General features: G+C 70.5%; 10 protein-coding genes. All 10 read right to left on the bottom strand.

The genetic code is table 11. From position 1 onward, the window contains the following. Positions 1 to 1,233, bottom strand: a complete 1,233-nt coding sequence (locus OG972_RS01860; protein WP_266977933.1) for an O-antigen ligase domain-containing protein — start codon at positions 1,231 to 1,233, stop codon at positions 1 to 3. Between the two features lies 1 nt (position 1,234). After that, positions 1,235 to 2,755 (bottom strand): right-handed parallel beta-helix repeat-containing protein, encoded by a 1,521-nt coding sequence (locus OG972_RS01855; protein WP_266977932.1) that lies wholly within the window; start codon positions 2,753 to 2,755, stop codon positions 1,235 to 1,237. Between the two features lie 8 nt (positions 2,756 to 2,763). Next, positions 2,764 to 4,716, bottom strand: a complete 1,953-nt coding sequence (locus OG972_RS01850; RefSeq protein ID WP_266977931.1) for an alginate lyase family protein — start codon at positions 4,714 to 4,716, stop codon at positions 2,764 to 2,766. After that, entirely contained in the window at positions 4,713 to 6,893 is a 2,181-nt protein-coding gene (locus OG972_RS01845; RefSeq protein ID WP_266977930.1) for a bi-domain-containing oxidoreductase, read from the bottom strand. The genes OG972_RS01850 and OG972_RS01845 overlap by 4 nt, the downstream gene beginning before the upstream one ends. 25 nt (positions 6,894 to 6,918) lie before the next feature. After that, on the bottom strand, positions 6,919 to 8,847 hold the full coding sequence (gene asnB / locus OG972_RS01840) for an asparagine synthase (glutamine-hydrolyzing) (protein ID WP_266977929.1): 1,929 nt from the start codon (positions 8,845 to 8,847) through the stop codon (positions 6,919 to 6,921). A 2-nt stretch (positions 8,848 to 8,849) separates the two neighbouring features. Continuing rightward, positions 8,850 to 10,370 carry a Wzz/FepE/Etk N-terminal domain-containing protein gene (locus OG972_RS01835; protein ID WP_266977928.1) on the bottom strand — a complete coding sequence of 507 codons (1,521 nt, stop codon included), beginning with the start codon at positions 10,368 to 10,370 and terminating at the stop codon, positions 8,850 to 8,852. Next, positions 10,367 to 11,764 carry a Wzz/FepE/Etk N-terminal domain-containing protein gene (locus OG972_RS01830; protein WP_266977927.1) on the bottom strand — a complete coding sequence of 466 codons (1,398 nt, stop codon included), beginning with the start codon at positions 11,762 to 11,764 and terminating at the stop codon, positions 10,367 to 10,369. The genes OG972_RS01835 and OG972_RS01830 overlap by 4 nt, the downstream gene beginning before the upstream one ends. Continuing rightward, a complete protein-coding gene (locus tag OG972_RS01825; protein WP_266977926.1) occupies positions 11,761 to 13,026 on the bottom strand; it encodes a glycosyltransferase family 4 protein in 1,266 nt (421 codons plus the stop codon). Before OG972_RS01825 ends, OG972_RS01830 begins: the two co-directional genes overlap by 4 nt. Next, positions 13,016 to 14,335, bottom strand: a complete 1,320-nt coding sequence (locus tag OG972_RS01820) for a nucleotide sugar dehydrogenase (RefSeq protein ID WP_266977925.1) — start codon at positions 14,333 to 14,335, stop codon at positions 13,016 to 13,018. The genes OG972_RS01825 and OG972_RS01820 overlap by 11 nt, the downstream gene beginning before the upstream one ends. A 73-nt stretch (positions 14,336 to 14,408) precedes the next feature. Continuing rightward, positions 14,409 to 15,887 carry a sugar transferase gene (locus OG972_RS01815; RefSeq protein ID WP_266977924.1) on the bottom strand — a complete coding sequence of 493 codons (1,479 nt, stop codon included), beginning with the start codon at positions 15,885 to 15,887 and terminating at the stop codon, positions 14,409 to 14,411. Positions 15,888 to 16,374: the final 487 nt, after the last annotated feature.

The following is a 16,374-nucleotide window of genomic DNA, read 5'->3' as shown; positions in this document are numbered from 1 at the left end:
TCAGGTCACCTCCGATCTCTGGGCCCATCGCGGGACGCGTCGTCGAGGGACTTCGGGCGTCGCGAGGGGAGTGGCCGCGGCAGGTGCCGCCAGCAGTGAAGCGGCCACCGCCAGATGCAGCAGATACGGCGAGGCGTCGCCCAGCCCGGCCTCGGTGTACGACGCGATCGCGCAGTAGCTGATCAGGAAGATCGCGCAGGCTCTCGACAGCGACGGTGGCCGCAGCAACGCGACGCCGCCCAACACGATGATGATCGCCGCCACCAAGGCGACGCCGGTCATACCCTGCTCGTTGTAAACGGCCAGCCAGCTGTTGTCGATCGGCAGCCCGCCGAACGACTTGTCGCCCAGGCCCGCGCCGAACAGGTACTCCGAGGTCGTCCGGGGTGCTGTCAGCAGGGCGTGCCAGACCTTGGCCCGACCGGTGAGGCTGGTGAAGTACTCCTGGCTCTGTCCGCGCAGGAACCACGCCTGCAGCGCGGAGGCGAACCCCACCGCCGCCACCGCGGACACCAGCACCGCCCAGGCAAAGAAGCGGCGGGCGGCGGCGCTGGTCAGGACGAGCGAGCCGATCGCCAGCACCAGCCCGATGAGCAGGCCGACCGTGGCCGTCCGGGTATGGGTCAGCGCGAGCAGGACGAGTGACGGCACGATGACGAGGGCCGCGCTGCCCCTGGTGGTCCGGCGCCCCAGAACGAGCAGCACGGTAAGCCCGATGATCACCGCGGCGTACTGTCCGATCTGCGGCGGGGTGAGCGGCCACAACGCGCCGACCAGCCGCCCGCCGTAAGTCTCGGGCATGGCCGCGCCCGGTGAGATGACCAGGCCGGCGGCCACACACCCGAGCACCGCGAAGTACATCCGCATGTGGTGCCGGACGAACGTCAGGCCGCCGTCCCACCAGCGGCTGAGCAGCCACAGCGTGCCGACGAAGAGAGCCAGCCGGGCGCAGCGGAACAGCGCGCCGAACCCGGACTCCAGGCTCGCGCTGGAGATCACGCTCAGCACCAGCAGCAGGGTGAGCAGGAACACGAAGGCGCTGGCTCGGATGCGCAGCCGGAGATTGACTGCGAGCACCAGCGAGAACGCGGCGACCAGCGAGCCCATGGTGAGCATCTGGATGAGGGAGCGGGGCAGCGGAATGATGGTCTTCGCCCCGGCGGAGCCGAGCGTGTTGAGGATCAGCAGCCCCCAGACTGTACCGACGATCTTCGGTGTGTGGTCCGTGCTCATCTCAACCACCGTCCCCTGCGCGGAAGGTGCTGCCCGCGTCCTGCTGGTACGGCGCGCCCTGCCACTGCCCGGAGTTGAGGATCCGGCTCGGGTCGTGGGCGACGAATTTCCATGGTCCGAGGTAGACGTTGTCGTGCCAGCGGTTGTGCTGCTTGTGGGTGATCGCGTCAGCCACAAGCTTGCCCTTGTACGGCGACCAGTCCGGATAGGTGCCGTAGTTGGCCAGCACCGCCATTCGGTCGCACTTCACCGTGCACTTGACGACGGACTTGTCCAGCACGAAGCGGTTGTCGTGGATGTCCACCCGCTGGGTCTTCCACCGGCAGTCCGCGTAGAGCGGTGCGGTGGCGATCGCCGGCTTCGCGCAGCGGTCGGTGTCCCGCACCAGCAAGGTGCAGTCACCGGTCGAGGTGTTGGCCGGACTGTTGCAGAACCGGTCGGCGTTTTCCCACAGGGTGATCCCGGACCAGTTGTTCTCCAGCACGTTCCGATAGACCTCGATCTTGTTGGTGCGGGCTCGGATCCGTGGTTCGCCGCCGGACTCGGACAGGTAGATGGTCGCGTACGGGAAGGTGTCGCCGCGGTCGGCTTCCCTGCGGCCCTCGACCCAGTTGTTCCTCCGGATCGTGTTGTTCCGGATGACCGCGTTGTAGCTGGTCTCGTAGATCAGCGCGGCACCGTCGTTGGCCTCGAGCACGTTGTTCTCGATGCGGAAGTCGTTGTTGTTGGTGTCCGCCCACAACCCGGTTCCGCGGTTGTCGTGCACCCAGTTGCCGCGTACGTCGGCGCCGTTGACGGCCCAGAACTTGATGCCTCCGGTGCAGCCGCAGCCCTTCCGCCGCTGCTCCCAGTCGTCGGTGTTGTTGCCCACGATCTCGTTGCCCTCGACCACCAGGCCGCTGATAGGGCCGGTGGCCTTGTACGCGTTCATGCCGTACTGACCGTTGTCGCGCAGGCAGCTGGCGCGGACCCGCTGGCGGGCACCGGCCATCAGCCCGGCGCCGGAGTTGTGCTGGATCGTCGCGTGCTCGATCACCCACTCGTCGGCCGAGTCATGGTTGACCACGCCCTCGTCGCGCGGCGCCACGAAACGTTGCACGGTCAGGTAGCGGATGGTGACGTTGCGGGCGGTACCGCCGAACGCGTACTGGTTCTTCTTCCGGCCGTCGAGCACCGCGCCCGGCGCACCGAGGTAGCGGTTCCCCTCCTTGGGGATGACCTGGGCGTAGCGGTCCGGGTCGAGCCTGTGCTTGCCCGGTCGAAGCCAGAACGTGGTGTTCGGGGGGCTGCTCTTGGTCTTCGCTGCCAGGTCACCGACCACCGCGGGGTCGACGGTCACCGCGCCCGCCGGCGCCTTCGCCGGCCCGGCCGCGGGCTTGGCGCACACCCGGGCCACGGACGTGGATGGCGCAGCGGCCGGCTTTGCCCGGGCGCCCGGCGTGCTCTCACAGCCGGTCGCCGCCAGCAGGGCCAGCGCCAGCGGTACCGCCGCCAACGCCCAGTGCTGCCTGTTGATCCCCATGCGCCCCCCTAGCCGCGGAACCTGAGTACGGTGGTGAACCCCTCCGCGCCGTCGGCGAAGCCGGTGCCGACCAGCGTTGTGGTGGGTTCCTTGCGCCCGAAGCCGGCGGAGTACCAGCCCAGCGGCGGGTCACTCTCGCCGCGATGCGCCCGCCAGCACAGCTGCCCGGGCAGGTCGAGCGCCGCGGAGCGGTCCTCGCCGTCCCGGGTCCAGGTGAGCACTGCCCGGTTCCCCACCAGGTCCGCGGCGATCGCCGGGCCGAGGTGGAACGCCAGGTGCACGGCCCGGCGCGGGCCGCGCACCTCGTCAACCACCCTCAGCTCCTGGCTCGCGGCCGTTAGATCCACCCGGCGGCGGTGCACGGAGCGCTGGTAACCGTCGTGCTCGGCGCACCATCGGGCCGTCCCCCCATCGGAGGCGCCGGATGTGTCCGCGACCAGGACGTTGCTGCGGGCATGCCGGGTCCACAGGAACGGGCCGCCGGAGACGGACTGGTCACCGCCATCCAGTTGCAGGGTGTTGTGGCCGAGGGTCGACCGGAAGTACTGCCGCCACTCGGGCTGCCCGTGGTAGCAGAACGTCCCCGGGTCGGCGAGCACGTCGACCCCGTCGTGCCGGACCTCCACGGACAGCGCGTCCGCGTGAGCATGCGCGGCGATGGACAGGAATCCGTGCGGACCACCGTCGCAGCGGCACCAGATCTCCGCCGGACCACGCAGGATGGTCATGCCCGCGTCGGCGAAATGGGCCGGTCGGCTTGCCGGGCGGGACACGGCCGGTGCGGTGGGCCGGATGAGCGCGGCCAGCAGCGGGGTGCGCACATCGGTGCCGGTCACCGCCGGCCACCAGTCGAGCCGACCGAACACCGCGTTCCCGGTAGCCAGCAGCGAGGCCCAGCGGTCGGTGCCCGCGCCGTCCACGACCAGCCCGTGCCCGTCGTCCGCGTCCCCCTGGCGCGGCGGCCGTAGCCGGCTGTCCACGATGGCCGCGAGCGCGTCGGTCATCCGCAGCAGCACCAGCCGGATCGACGCGGGGACCGGCCTGCCTGCGGCATCCGCCTCGGCCACCGCGGCCAGGCCGAGTTCCAGCACCAGTCCGTGATACTCGGTGGCCAGCTCGCGGTTGAGGCCCGAGTCGAAGGTGTTGCCTCGCAGATGCCGCTCCAGCGACCGCAGCGCGTCGGCTCGCCAACGCGCCGAGGAGGGGAACCACCCGAACGCGCAGGCTGCGGCGAACTGCCCGGCGGCCTCGGCGATGACGTGGTTGTTCGCCGAAGACCCCCGGCTGGGGAAGGCGGCCAGCCAGCGCTGGTGGTGCCAGATCTGGTTCACCGCCACCGGGTTGCCCTCGAACAGCCCGGCCGCGCCCGGCCAGCCGTCGAGCAGCCGGCGAATCCACACCCAGGACAGCAGCCGGATGCCCAGCTCGATGCCGCTGATCCAGTGCACCCCGCGCAGCGGTGGATTGGCCGCCCACCACGACCGCAGATGCGCGGCCACTCGCTCGGCGTACCGCTCGTCCCCGGTGATCGCGTAGGCGGCGGCGAGCACGGTGAGGTACTGATGCCGGGACAGCTCCCAGATCTGCTTGATGTCCCCGACCGCGTCCTCGTTCCGGTACGGCACGTCGAAGGCGTAGCCCCACGGAGCCCGGCGCCCGGTCTTCGGGTCGCACCACCAGTCCGGGTCGGCCAGGTCGTCGCGGACCACCCCGAAATACTCGGCGTGCCCGTACATCAGCCGGTCCGCCTCGGCGATGAGCCGTTTCGCCGCGTCCGGAGGCACTGCGGCGATCGTCCCGGCAGGCAGGACCGCGGTGAACCGGGCGCCCGTCACGCTCGGGCAGTCCGGCCGCGCCGACCGCCACCGCCGTCTGCGCACTGCGTCGCCCGCCCGGCCGCCGACCTCCTGCGGCCCCATCCGGGAAAGGCGCCGCAGGTACCAGCCCGCGCTCATGGTCATCGCGGCCTCTCCAACGTCACCGGCGCGCCGCCGGCCAGGCCGGCCTGCACGGCGAGGGTGGCCGCTGTGGTGGCGGCCAGCGACTCCAGCGGCACCGGCATCGGCCCGCCGGTCCGCACGGCCTTGATGAACGCGGCCAGCTCGGCGGACTGGCCCTTGTCCCGGGCCTTGGGCAGCCGCGAACTGACCCACCGCTTGCGGCCGTACACCGAGGCACGGACGAAGTCGTCGAGCCGCAGCGCTTTGTTGTACGCGACGAGGTCCAGCGTCTCCTTGGGGAAGCTGGGCGCGCCGGTGGTGACGTAGCTGATGGTGGCGGTGGACCCGTCCGGGTAGTGCAGCACGACCTGCAGGTCCTCGTTGCCGGACGTGGCGACCGCGTACACCGAGACCGGGTCGGCCCCGAGCAGCCAGCTCGCCGTGTCGATGAAGTGTCCGCCCTCACCGGCGAAGCGCGAGCCCTCGGTGCCCTGTTGGAGGTACCAGCTGCCGTGCTGCAGCCGGCCCGCGTTGACCAGGTAGCGGAGGCTCGCCGGACCGGTCCGGGCGCCGAACCGCTTCCTGGCCTCCTGCAACAGCGGCGCGAACCGACGGTTGAAGCCCACCTGCAGCCGGTCGTTGCCGGACTCCTCCACCGCCGCGAGCACACCGGCCAGCTCGTCCTCGGTGAGCGCCAACGGCTTCTCCACGAACACCGTCTTGCCGGCCAGCAGCGCCCTTCGGGTCAGTTCGGCGTGCGAGCTGTGCCGGGTGACGACGAACACCGCGTCGATGGACTTGTCGCCGAGCACGGCGTCGAGATCAGTGGTCGCCTCGGCGAAGCCGAACTTCCGCTTCGCGTTGGCCGCGGACAGCGCCGTCGTGGTGACGACCGTGGACAACTCGACACCGTCGCGTTGTGCCAGGTGCGGCAGCAGCATCGACGTCGCGTAGTTTCCCGCGCCGACGAACGCGAGGCGCACCGGCGTCTTGGCGGACCGGGCTGGGGTGGGCGCTCCGCCGCTGCGTCGCACCGCGGGCACGGCCACCGCCGGGGCCTCCGGTTCCCCCGCGTGTTCGGGGTACCGGAACAGCACAGCCACGGCCTTGAGGTCGCCGTCCTTCAGGCGCTGGTACGTCTCGACGGCGTCATCGAAGTCGGCGATGTGGGAGACCAGGGGCTCCACGTCGACGCGGCCGCGGGCGAGGAGATCGAGGAAGCACGCCAGGTTGCGGCGCTCGGTCCAGCGCACGTAGCCGATCGGGTAGTCCCGCCCCTCGAGCTCGTACTCCGGGTCGTAGCGCCCGGGGCCGTAACTGCGGGAGAACCGGACGTCGAGCTCCTTCTCGTAGTACGCGTTCCACGGCAGGTCCAGGCGGCACTTGCCGATGTCGACGACCCGGCCGCGGTCCCGGCAGAGCCGGGCGGCCAGCTCGACGGGCTGGTTGCTGCCGCCGCCGGCGGCCAGGTACACCTGGTCCACGCCGTGACCGCCGGTGAGTTCGGCGACAACGGCTTCCACGGCCGCGGACGCGGGATCGCCGCAGGCCGCACCACCCAGGCGCTCGGCGAGCTCGCAGCGCACCGGGTCGGGGTCGACCCCGACGACGCGGACCCCTGAGGCCGCAAGGAGCTGCACCACCAGCTGCCCGATCAGCCCGAGGCCGATGACCAGCGCCACGTCGCCGAGTTGCGGCTCGCCGCGGCGGACGCCCTGCATCGCGATCGACCCGACGGTGCCGAAGGCCGCGTGCCGCGGCGCGAGGCCGTCCGGCACCCGGGCGTAGAGGTTCTTCGGCACCCAGTTCAGCTCGGCATGCAACGCGTGCTCATTGCCGGCGCAGGCCACGAGGTCGCCGACCGCCACGTCGTCGATCCCGGTGCCGACCTGCTCGACCACCCCGCACAGCGAGTAGCCCAGCGGCGTGTAGGAGTCCAGCTTGCCCATCACCTTGCGGTAAGTGGCGGGCACCCCGTTGGTGGCCACGCTCTGCATGACCTTGGCGACCTGGTCCGGACGGGAACGGGCCTTGCCCACCATCGACATGCCGGCCTCGGACACCTTCATGAGCTCGGTCCCGGTGGAAATCAGCGAGTAGGCGCTGCGGACCAGCACCCCGCCCGGCTTGCACCCCGGCACCGGCACGTCGAGCACCGCCAACTCGCCGCTCTTGTAGTTCTGCACAACCTGTTTCACCCGAGCTCCTCTTGTTTCTATGCCGTCAAGCCGTCTGGCTCTGGCCGGAGCCAGAGGTCGCGCCGCGATACCAGTACTCCAGGGTCAGCACGTGCCACAGATGCTTGGAGAAGTCCCGCTGCCCGGCGGCGTCCTCGGCGACCATGCGCGCCAGCGCGTCGCGGCGCAGGAACCCGGAATTGACGAGCACGCCGTCGTGCACCACCTCGCGCACCAGCGGTGCCAGATCCCGGCTCATCCAGGCGCGCAGCGGGGCGCTGAACAGGCCCTTCGGCCGGTACACGATCTCCCGGGGCAGAATCGAGGTGGCCGCCTCCTTGAGGACGGCCTTGCCCTGTCGTCCGACGATCTTGCGATCGCCGGGCACGGCGAACGCCGCCTTGACCACCTCGACGTCCACGTACGGCACCCGCACCTCGGTCGACGCGGCCATGCTCGACCGGTCGGTGTACGTGAGGTTCAGGCCCGGCAGGAACATCCGGGCGTCGCCCAGGCACATGCGGTTGACGAAGTCGTCGAGGTCGTTGTCCTGGTAGATGTCCGCATGCTCGGTCAGCACGTCCTCGACCGTCCCGGCCAAGTCCGGATTGACCAGGGCGAGCAGCTCCTCCTGGTCGTACATGGTGTAGCTGCGCCGGAACGCGGTCTCCTCCGGCAGGTCGGCGAAGGAGAGGAACCGCTTCGCGAAGCGCACCGACCGGTACCCCCGGCGGGCCGTGGCGACCGGCAGCCGGTCCACGGTCGCGGACAAGCCGCGCCGCAGGGGTCGCGGGATGCGCTGGTAGCGCAGCGCAAGCAGGTTGGCCAGGTGCTTGCGGTAACCGGCGAACAGCTCGTCGGCACCCATCCCCGAGAGCATCACCTTGACCCCGGCCTCTCGTGCGGCCGAGCAGATCAGGAACGTGTTGATCGCGGCGGGGTCGCCGATCGGCTCGTCCAGGTCGTACGTCATCTGCGGCAGCAGGTCGAGCACATTCGGAGCGATCTCGATCTCATGCAGGTCGACGCCGAACCGCTCGGCCACCTGCCGGGCATAGCGCAGGTCGTCCGGCATCGCCTCGAACTTGGCGTCCTCGGCGCGGAACCCGATCGTGTAAGCGGAGATCCCGGGGCGGTCGCGGGCCGCCAGCGCGGTCAGGTAGCTGGAGTCAAGACCGCCGGAGAGGAAGGTCGCCACCGGTACGTCGGAGAGCAGGTGGCGCCGAGTCGACTCCTCGACGATGGCAGCCAGGTCCGGCTGTTCGCCGCTCCGGGCCCGCTCCCGGCCCTCGGCGGCGACGTCCCTCAGATGCCAGTACCGGCCGAGCTCCACCCGGCCGTCGGGCCGGCACCGGAGCCAGCTCCCCGGCGGCAGCTTCTCCGCTTCGCGGAACGCACACCGTGAGTCCGGCACCCAGTAGTACAGCAGTGAGGCCACCAGCGCCGCATGGTCCACCTGCAGCGACCTACCGGTCACGGCGGCGAGCGCCTTGAGCTCGGAGGCGAACACCAGCCCCTCGCCGCGCCGGAGCAGGAACAGCGGCTTGATGCCGAGCTGGTCGCGGGCGAGCACCAGTTCACCGGTGCGCTCGTCGAAGATCCCGAACGCGAACATGCCGCGCAGCCGGGGCAGGCAGTCCGTGCCCCAGCGCCGCCAGGCCTCCAGCAGCACCTCGGTGTCGGAGGTACCGCGGAAGCGCACCCCAGCGGCTGCCAGCTCGGCACGCAGCTCGGGCGCGTTGTACAGCTCGCCGTTGTACGTCAGGACGAGGCCGCCCGAGACCATCGGCTGGGCGCCGGTCTCTGACAGGTCGATGATGGCCAGCCGGCGGTGCCCGAGGTGCACTTCGCCGTCACCGACGGGGTGGCTGTACCGGCCCGCTCCGTCCGGACCGCGGTGGGCGAGGGTCTCGGTGAGCCGGTCGGCCACGACCTTCCCGTCCGGCCATCGGTAAGTGCCTGCGATGCCACACATGTCTATCGCGCCTCCTGGTCGCTGTCCGGGACCCGTGCCGCCCACATCGGCGGCCGCTCAGCCCGCCGTCGGCCCGTCCCGTTCTGTCGGGCCAGCCGCTCGTTCTGGCCGCGCAGCGCGGTGTGCAGCCCGTCCCACAGCGTGCCGTCGGTTCGGTCACGCGGATCGGGGTCGATCAGCACCACACCGATCACCGGAATGCGTTGGTCCGCGAGCTGCCGCGCCACGGTGTGCAGCCATGCGGCGCTGCTGTGCCCGGCACGCACGACGAGCACGGTCTGCGTGCCGAGGTACTGGAGGTCGGTCCACGCCGCGCCGGGCGCCACCGAGCCGACGCCGAGCCGGCGCTCCTGATGCGGCACGGCCGCGGCACGCTCGCCGCTGACCACCGTCGGATCTCCCGGCTTCGGGCGGCGCTTGGCGAGCTGCGGGCCGGGCAGACCATCGATGATGACCACTGGCCCCTCCGCCACCAGTGCCCTGGCGAGGTCCAGCGCGATCACGCTCGTGCTGCGCGCACAGCCCAGTTCCAGCAGCGATACCGGTTCCGCGGAGCCGCGCACGGTGCGGGCCAGTGACGCGGTGAGCCGTTCGCGTGCCGCCCGGATCCGTCGGCGCTGCCACAGCCTGCCCGACCGGCGGGGCAGCTCCGCGATGACCGAGGCGCCCAGGTTCGCCGCGATCTCCCTGCGCAGCACGGGGCGGTCCGCCACCACCGTGCCGACCGCGGCCACCGCGAGCCCGAGGACGAGCCCGAGGACGAGCCCGATCGCGGCGTTGGTGGCAGCGGCCCTGGGCAGGGAGTGCCGCACCGCGCGCGGGGCGTCCACGATCTGTGTGCCGGCGATGAGCTGGGGCGTGCCGATGCGTGCCTCCGCGGCGCGCTGGCCGAAATCGGTGATCCGCGAAGTGAGTTCGGCCCGGCGGGTGAAGAGCGACTCCAGGTCGGACGACGCCGTCGGCCCACTCTCCGGCGATCCGTTTCCGATGGCCTTGTTGACCTTGGCGAGTTCGTCCCGCATTCGGTCACGCTGGTCGAGCAGGGCCTTGGACTCGGCGTTCGCGGCTTCCTGCATCCGCCTCACATGGTCCGCGACGAACGCATCGGCCAGCGCCTTGGCGCGGGTCACCGTTTCCGCGTCGCTGTCACCTGTCACAGTGATCTGCAGCAGGTTGTTGGTCAAGCCGATGGCCCCGTAGTCCTGCATGAAGTTCTCTGGTTTTTCCGGGGAGTCGAGGGACTTCAGGGCCTTGTCGGCGATCCGCGTGGTTTGCAGCAGCGCGACGTCGGTGCGGATCAGCGTTCCGGGGTCGTTCGGCTGGTCCTCCTGATGCGCGACCAGCACCTTGGTCACCGCGGTCGGCGGCGATGGCAGCAGGACCGCCACCGCGGCGCCGACGAGCAGTCCCAGCAGCGCCATGGAGCACCAGAGGCGGCGGCGCCTCCGCACCGCCACCACCAGCGCCTGCAGGTCCAGCAGCGGAGCGGCGGCAGACGACTCCGAAGATGTATTCGTCGTCACCTTGAACCTCCCGTTGCGTCGCCAATCGCGAGCGCCGGCACGGCGGCATCCCATGGATGGCCGGCGGACCGCGTCGAACTGACCCGGACCGTGCCGGCGAGGACGATGCCGACGATCTCGTGCTCGGCGTCCGCACACGCCTCGGCGATGCCGGCGAGGTCCCCTGCGGTCCAGCTGCCCGCGCTGAGCACGATCAGGACGCCGGACTCGTTGTCGCGGTCCGGGACCATCGGCTGGGACACCGAAACCCCCGCCACCCGCAGCATGGGGTATCCCCTGCTCGAAGAGCTTGGGGAAGGATCGCTCTCGGCCTCGGCGACGAGCTGCCCGGCGGCCCGGCGGGCGATCTCGTCGCCGTCCGGGACGACAACCAGCAGCCGCCGGGGGGCCGGCAGCTGGTCCCGGAGGCGGGCGCACACCCGCCGGTAGCGGATCTGCCTGCTGGCCTCGTCGCCGGACGTCTGCGGGGTCGGTAGGTCCCACCGGATGTCGACGCCCAGCAGCCGGCGGATCCGGGCCCGCGGGCCACGGTCTTCCGGTCGGTGCGCGGGCCGTTCACCGGGTACGTCGACGGTACCCAGCAGCGCCGAGCCCAGCGCCGCGGCGATCTCCGGTTCGGTGCGCAATCGGCGATTCATCCGTGAGGCGGTGAGATGGCCGATGACCGCGACCAGGAAGAACAGCAGCGCCCCGGCGACGATGAGCTGCATCCGCGTCGGCGGCGCCTCGCCGGTCGGCCGGGCCGCCGGTCCCATGACGACCATGTTGACCTTGGTGGCGGCCGGGTCGACCTGGTCCAGCTTGTTCATGGCCTCCTGCAGCGAGGTGCGCAGCTTCTCGAGCTCGGTGCGGGTCTGCACGCTCTCCACGGTCTGCCCCGGATCGGCCGCATTGGCCAGGTCGGTGATGCGGCGATTGGTCTCCGCCACCTGCTTCCGCAGCGCCTCGGTCCCCGACGCCGCGTCGGAGTCGGTGCTGCCGCCTGCGATCCGCGCGGCGTAGCTGACGAACTGCTGGGCCATCCGGTCGGAGAGCTGCTGCGCGCGCTCGGGGGTGTCAGCCGTGCCCGAGATCTTGATGATGTTCCCGTCAGCGGCCTTGGCGCTCACTCGGTCCCGCAGGTCGGCGCCGCTGACGCCCTGCCAGCCGAGCGTGGCGGCCGCGCGGTCGGCCACCGAGGAACTGGTCGCGATGTCCACCTGGGTCAGCAGCTCGCGCTCTTCCCACTGCCCAGGCAACAGTACCGATGCCGACGCCGTGTATCGCGGCGGAAACAGCAGCACCGAGGCGCCGTAGCCGACGAGCGCGCCCACCACGGTGAGGACGGCGAGAAGCCGCCAGCGCCGGCGGAGAATCCGCCCGATGGTGACCAGGCGGATCGTGTCATCGTTCAACGCCGCGTCCTCTTCCCTGTTCGGACCGTCTTGCCCGCCGACACCGGAGTGTGGTCACCGCAGGCAGCGGCGTAGGCGGCGAGCAGCGACGCTTGCGAGTTCCGCCAGGAAAGCGGTCCGCCGACCCGCTCCTGGCCGATCTTGCCCATCCGGGCCCGCTTCTCCGGATCGTCAAGGAGCAGCGCGATGAGCTCAGCGAATGCAGCTTCGTCGTTGGCGGGCGCGTAGACGGCGGCGTCACCGGCGGAGACTCGCGCCTCCCGGAGGTCGAACGAGACGATCGGCCGGCTCATGGCCATGTACTCCAGGACCTTGTTCATGGTCGATACGTCGTTGAGCGGATTGTGCGGGTCGGGGGAAAGGCACACGTCCGCGGTGGACAGGTAGCGCACCAGGTCGGCGTCCGGAATGCGCCCGGTGAACTGCACCTGCTCGACGAGCCCGAGCCGCCGGGACAGCTCCACCATCGCGTCGAAGGTGTCGCCGGCGCCGACGAACACCGCATGCCAGTCGGTCCGCCCGAACTCGTCACGCAGCTTCGCGAGGGCCCGCAAGGCGTAGTCGACGCCGTCCTGAGGGCCCATGACGCCGAGGTAGCAGAGCAGATGAGGCTTGCCGCGCTTCAACTCCGGCTCGGGCGGCACCGGTTGGAACCGCTCGACCGCGGGCGCGCTGCGTACCACGAAGACGTCCTCAGGGCGTCGACCGCCACGGCGCATCGCGACGTCCCGGTAGCTCTCGTTCGTGGCGAGCACGACGTCCGCGGCCCGGTAGGTCAGCCGTTCCAGCGCGCACACGGCGCGATAGAGCAGATCCTCGCCGCGGTCGAACCGGGAGAGGTACAGCTCGGGTACCAGGTCGTGCTGGTCGAAGACGAACCGCGCCCCGCGCCGCTTCATCCACAGCGAGGGTAGGAACAGCAGGTCCGGCGGGTTGCAGGCGTGCACCACGTCGACCGGGCCGACCTTGCGGGCCAGCCGGACCGTGTGCCACAACGCCGTTCCGTACTCCCGCAGGTAGCCGGCCGGCCCTCCGGTGGCCGCGCGCAACGGGTAGCGGTGGATCCGCACCTCGTCGATCTCCGCCTCCGGCTCCGTGTCCCGCTTACTCCCCTGGGGACAAATGACGTGCACCTTCCAGCCCGCGTCGCGCAGTGTCGTGCACTCCTGCCACACCCGCCGGTCGAACGGCACCGACAGGTTCTCCACCAGGATCAGCGCGCGCCGGTCCGCCCGGTCGCCGCTGGTCGTGTTACCAAGCAAGGCCCATGTACCCCGGTTCGGCCCGGCGCGTCTCGGCGTCGGGAAGGTGGATGAGGTCGACAATCACCGGGCCGTCGGCGCCATGGGGCAGCGCCGACAGCACGGCCGGATCCCTGGTCCCGACGAGGCACACCTCGGCGTGCTCAAGCACCTCGTCGACGGAATCCGCGAGCAGCTGCGCGAGGTGCGGCAGCCGGGTCTCGATGTACTCGCGGTTCGCGCCGAGCAGCCGGGAGAGGCTCACGTTGGCGTCGTAGATCCGCAGGTCGTAACCCTTGCCGAAGAGCCTCTCGGCCAGCTCGACGAGCGGGCTCTCGCGGAGGTCGTCGGTGCCGGGTTTGAAGGACAACCCGAACAGGCCCGCCCGGCGCTTGCCGGTGCGCTCGACCAGCTCCACCGCGCGCTGCAGATGGTCGGAGTTGGAGGGCAGCACGTGGGAGAGGATGGGCACCGAGACGTTGGCCCGCTGCGCCGTGTGGACCAGGCTGCGCAGGTCCTTGGGCAGGCAGGAGCCGCCGAAGGCGAAGCCGGGCCGTAGGTAGGCGGGGCTGATGTTCAGCTTGCGGTCGGCCAGGAACACGTCCATCACCTGGTGCGAGTCCACCCCGAGCGCCTGGCACACCGCGCCCAGCTCGTTCGCGAAGCCGATCTTGAGGCCGTGGAACGCGTTGTCCGCGTATTTGATCGCCTCGGCCGTCGGGACCGGTACCCGGAACACCTCGCCGGGCAGGCCGTCGTACAGCGCCAACACCGCATCGCCGCTTGCCGGGTCGAGCTCGCCGATGACGGTCTTGGGCGGGTCGAAGAAGTCCCGCACGCTCGTGCCCTCGCGCAGGAACTCCGGGTTGACCGCGACCCCGATGTCCACCCCGGCCGTGCCGCCGACGTACTTCTCCAGGATCGGTACCAGCAGGTTCAGGCAGGTGCCCGGGATCATGGTGCTGCGGAACACGACGGTGTGCCGCCCACTCCGCTCGGCCAGCGCGGCGCCGATCTGCTCGGTGACCCGCTCCAAGTACGTGGTGCACAGGCTCCCGTTGGGCTCCGACGGCGTGCCCACGCAGACCAGCGACACCTCGCTGCCCATGATCGCCTCGCGGACGTCGCGGGTAGCGCGCAACGCTCCGGTCCGCACGACCTCGGCGATGAGCTCGCCGATACGCTCCTCGACCACCGGGGCCTTGCCGTCGTTGACCAGGTCGACCTTCACCTGGTTCACGTCCACCCCGATGACCTCGTGACCCATGCTGGCCAGGCACGCGGCCGACACGCAGCCCACGTAGCCGAGCCCGAAAACGCTGACTCTCATGACCCGTTCCTCTCCCCAGGCAGGCCCTCCCGGCCTGCGGTCCGGGCGTCGGCCGGACGGCGACCCCCGCGCATCAGTAGGCCCCCTGCCCGTAGAGCACCGCACGCAGCGTCTTCCACAAGATCACTGTGTCCAGGGCGAGCGACCAGTCCTCCACGTACCGCAGATCCAGCCTGACCGCCTCCTCCCACGCCAGGTCGCTGCGTCCGCTGATCTGCCACAGGCCGGTGAGTCCGGGCTTGACCAGCAGCCGCCGCCGGATGTCCGGGCCGTACGCAGCGGACTCCCCCGGCAACGGAGGCCGCGGACCGACGAGCGACATCGATCCGGTGAGCACGTTGAAAAGCTGCGGGAGCTCGTCCATCGAGTACCGGCGCAGCACTGCTCCCACCCGGGTCACCCGCGGATCCCGGCGGAGCTTGAACAGCAGGCCGGCGCCCTCGTTGCGGTCGGCCAGCTCGGCGCGTGCCCCGTCAGCCCCGGCGACCATGGTGCGGAACTTGAGAATGGTGAACTCGCGGCCGTCCTTGCCGACCCTGCGCTGGCGGTAGAACACCCCACCCCGACTGTCCACCAGCACGAGCAGCCCGACGAACACCATCAGCGGCGCGAAAAGGATCAGCAGGATCGCCGCGCCCATCCGGTCGACGACCCCTTTGACCGCCCGGCGGCCCCCGGTGAAGGTCGGCATGCTGACCCGCAGCAGCGGGATCCCGAGCACCGCGTCGATGCGCAGCCGCGGGCCGGCCACCTCCATCAGCACGGGGGCCACGACCATCTCGGCGTCGCTGCCTTCGAGGTTCCAAGCAAGCCGCTGCAGCCGGTCCGGTGACCAGTGCGGGTCCGGTGTGACCGCGACGACACGGTAGCCGTCGCGGTGGACGTGGCCCGCGACATCCGCCAGTCGGCCGACGACCGGCACTCCGTCCAGTTGGTCACCGTCGAGCCCGAGACCGTCCGTCGTGCACACCGCATCCACCCGCCAGCCGAGGTGCGGGAACTTGCGGGTTCGGGTGACCAGGTCGCTGACGGTGGCCAGGCTCCCGGCAGCGAGCACCGGTCGCAGGCACCGTCCTTCCTTCCGCTGTTTGTGCAGCCAGAGGCGCAGCAGATACCGCTCCGTCACGGTGATGAGCGCGATCGCGGGGATTGCGACGAAGATCCAGAGCTTGATGTTGCGCGAGGTGAGGGCGATCCCGCCGAGCGCCAGTACGACGGTCGCCGCGAACAGTGAGCGTCCGAGCCGGCGGAATTCCTCGGCGCCCTGGCCGAGTACGGCCGGAGCCCACGACCGGCTCACCGCAAGCGCCCCCAGTACCAGCAGCTCGGTGCCGAATGCGAGAATTCCCCACTTCTCATGCCAGTTGGCCGCGTCCCGGGCCCCGAAGAAGTTGCCGATGGCCGCCACCACGAAGGCGGTGGCCACGGTATCGCTGGTGATCACGGCACGGCGGTACCGCTGCTCCCATTCGATAGCGGGCTGTCTGATCGCGCCGTTCGCCAGACGCTCGCGCGCCGACGAAAACGGGCTGACTAGTCCCCCTTGCCGCACCGAACCCCCCAGGTCCCCAGTGGCTCGACGTGTTCGCCCAACACTGTTCCTCCTCCCGGGAGGCCCACGCCCCCCGCACTGTTCCTCCCCTCGGGAGGCCCACGCCGGCCGCATGACATCCCGGCTAGGCCCGGACCGTGCGGCCCGAGCGTTGATCGGTCCCGGCGTGACGCCGAGAGCGCACACTTTGGCCCGATCGCCCGATTTGTGGCACGCGCCTCATTACGTGTTACGAAATGCAGACATTTCCGTCACGCACGCATGTATTTGGCACGCATTCAACTACCCGGGTGCCCGTCAATCACTGACCACTGCATCCACCCGCTCGATACCGGCACACCCGGCACAGCGCGCGCCACGTCAACCCGCGCGCACCACGGCTCACCCTTGCGAGACCGGCACGGAATTCTGTAACAGCCGTCGCTCGACCGGCCTCGAACGGGCTTTCTGCTACCCGGAGAAAGGAGGAAGAGGGTTCTACCTCCCT

Source organism: Streptomyces sp. NBC_01669 (assembly GCF_026339735.1).
Lineage (GTDB): Bacteria > Actinomycetota > Actinomycetes > Streptomycetales > Streptomycetaceae > Streptomyces > Streptomyces yanii.
The sequence above is the reverse complement of the archived record's forward strand: the minus strand, read 5'-3'. Positions and strand labels throughout refer to the sequence as shown.